This window comes from Micromonospora sp. ATLC20 (assembly GCF_057196585.1).
This window is the reverse complement of record NZ_JBXUOV010000343.1, coordinates 1-2,244: the sequence shown is the minus strand read 5'-3', so window position 1 is coordinate 2,244 and position 2,244 is coordinate 1. Positions and strand designations below refer to the sequence as shown.

Sequence of the window (2,244 nt, the reverse complement as noted above, 5' to 3'; positions counted from 1 at the left end):
GGGCGGCATGGCCGCGCCGGGCGACCCGGCCGAGCCCGGCGACGCGGCCGAGCCCGGTGACGCCGACGCACCGGGCGACGTCGGCCGGGCCGAGTTCGACAGGCACGACGCGGTGACCGCAGCGCTGGTCGCCGTGGCCCAGCACCGGCCGGTCGCGGTGGTCCTCGACGACCTGCACTGGGCCGACCCGGCGTCGCTGCGGCTGCTCCAGTTCGTCACCCAGCACGCCTGGTTCGAGCGGTTGCTGCTGATCGGCACCTACCGGGACGCCGAAGTCGAATCCGGCGACCACCCGCTGCGGCAGTGGCTGCTGCCGCTCACCGCCAAGGCCACCACCGTCACGCTCGCCGGGCTGGGCCGCGCCGAGGTGGCCGCCCTGATGGCCCGCACCGCCGGCCGGGAGCCCGACGCGAGCCTCGTCGACGAGGTGCACCGGCGCACCGGCGGGAACCCCTTCTTCGTGGAGCAGACCGCCCGGCTCTGGCACACCCACGGCCTGACCGACACCGTCGCCCCCGGCGTACGGGAGGTGGTGCGCCGCCGGCTCGACCAGTTGCCCGCCGGAGTGGTCGAGGCGCTCACGGTGGCCGCCGTGCTCGGCCGCGAGTTCGACGGGCGGACGCTCGCGGCCTGCGTACCCGCTCCGGTCGCGCAGGTCGACCGGCTGCTCGGCCGCGCCGCCGCGGCCCGGCTGGTGCTGCCCCGCGACGGCGGCCGGTTCGTCTTCGTGCACGACCTGGTCCGCGAAACGCTCTACGACGGGCTCGCCGACGACGAACGGCGGGCCCGGCACGCGGCGGTGGTCCGGGCCGTCTACCGATCGGACGCGCTCGCGGGCGCGCTCAGCCCGGCCCACCTGGCCCGGCACGCCTGGCTGGCCGGCGCCGAGCTGGACCCGGAACGCGCCGGTGACCTGCTGGTGGCCGCCGCCCGCGACGCCGGGGGCCGGATCGCCGTGGACGAGTCGGTACGGCATTACCGGCGCGCGCTCGAGCTGACCGGCGAGCCCGGCCGGCGGGTCCGGGTGCTGCTGGAACTGGCCGGGCTGTTGCACCACGCCGGCCCGCCGGCCGAGGTGGAGCGGCTGCTGGCCGAGGCCGCCGCGCTGGCGAGGGAGCTCCCCGATCCCGGCGTGCTGACCCGGGTGGCGCTCATCGCCCACCGGCAGCACTCCGCCACCCGCCGCCGGCTCGACGCCGCCGAGCTGGTCCGGGAGGCGTACCGGCGGCTGATCGCGGAGCCGGACCTGGAACGGCCGGTACGCGCGCTGGTCACCGACCTGATCACCGCCACCGAGACGCTCGCCCGGCACGGCCGCGACGACGAGGCGCTCACCTTCAGCCTGTGGGCCCGCCACGACACGACCTGGGGGCTCGGCACCGCGCAGGAGCGAGCAGTGGTCACCGCCGAGATCCGGGAGGTGGCCCGCCGCAGCGGCGACCGGGAGACCGAGCTGTGGGCCACGGCGCTGCGCTGGGTCGCGCTGCTGGAGCTGGGCGATCCGGGTTACCGGCAGGAGCTGACCGCGTTCGTGACCGGCGCACGACGCGACGACGTGGCCCGGCAGCGGGTGGCGGCGATCGCGGACACCGCCATCATCGCCGCCTTCCAGGGCGACCTCGCCGCCGCCGAGGCGGGCTTCGCCGAGGCGGAGGGCTACCGCGAGCCGGGGCACTCCGACCACGCGTTCATGACGCACCACATGCGCTGGTCGATTCTGCTGCTGTACGGCCGCCTCGCCGAGGCCGAGGCGGTGCTCGACCGGGTGGGCACCGGGCACCCGCAGGCCGAGCTGCTCCGGGCGATCACCGCGGCCGAGCGCGGCGACGCGGCCACGGTGCTGCGGCTCACCGCCGCGATCGAGGCCGCGGGAACCGCGTACCCCCGGTCGGTGTCGCCGTTGTGGCTGCGCCTGCGGGCGCAGGCGGCGGCAGTGGACGGCGACCCGGCGCGGTGCGCGGCGGTGCGGGCCGACCTGACCCCGCACCGCGGGCAGTGGGCGGCGGCGTTGTTCGGCTGCGACATCGGCGGCCCGGTCGATCTGTGGCTGGCCGGTGTGGACGCGGCCGAGGGCCGGTGGGACGCGGCGGTCGACTGCTACGCGGCGGCCCGGGACGCCGCGGACCGGCTGGGCGCCCGGCCCTGGTCGGTGCTGGCCCGGGCCGGTCTGGTGGGCGCGCTCGCCGGGCGCGACGGGCCGGGCGACGCGGCCGAGGCGCGGCGACTGCGGGCCGAGACGGTGGC

The 2,244-nt window shown here is 77.9% G+C and carries 1 protein-coding gene; it reads left to right on the top strand.

Annotation, left to right across the window (positions count from 1 at the left end; translation table 11 throughout):
* A partial coding sequence (locus tag AC2CHG_RS31095) for an ATP-binding protein (protein ID WP_484526172.1) occupies positions 1-2,244 on the top strand: 2,244 nt, incomplete at both ends.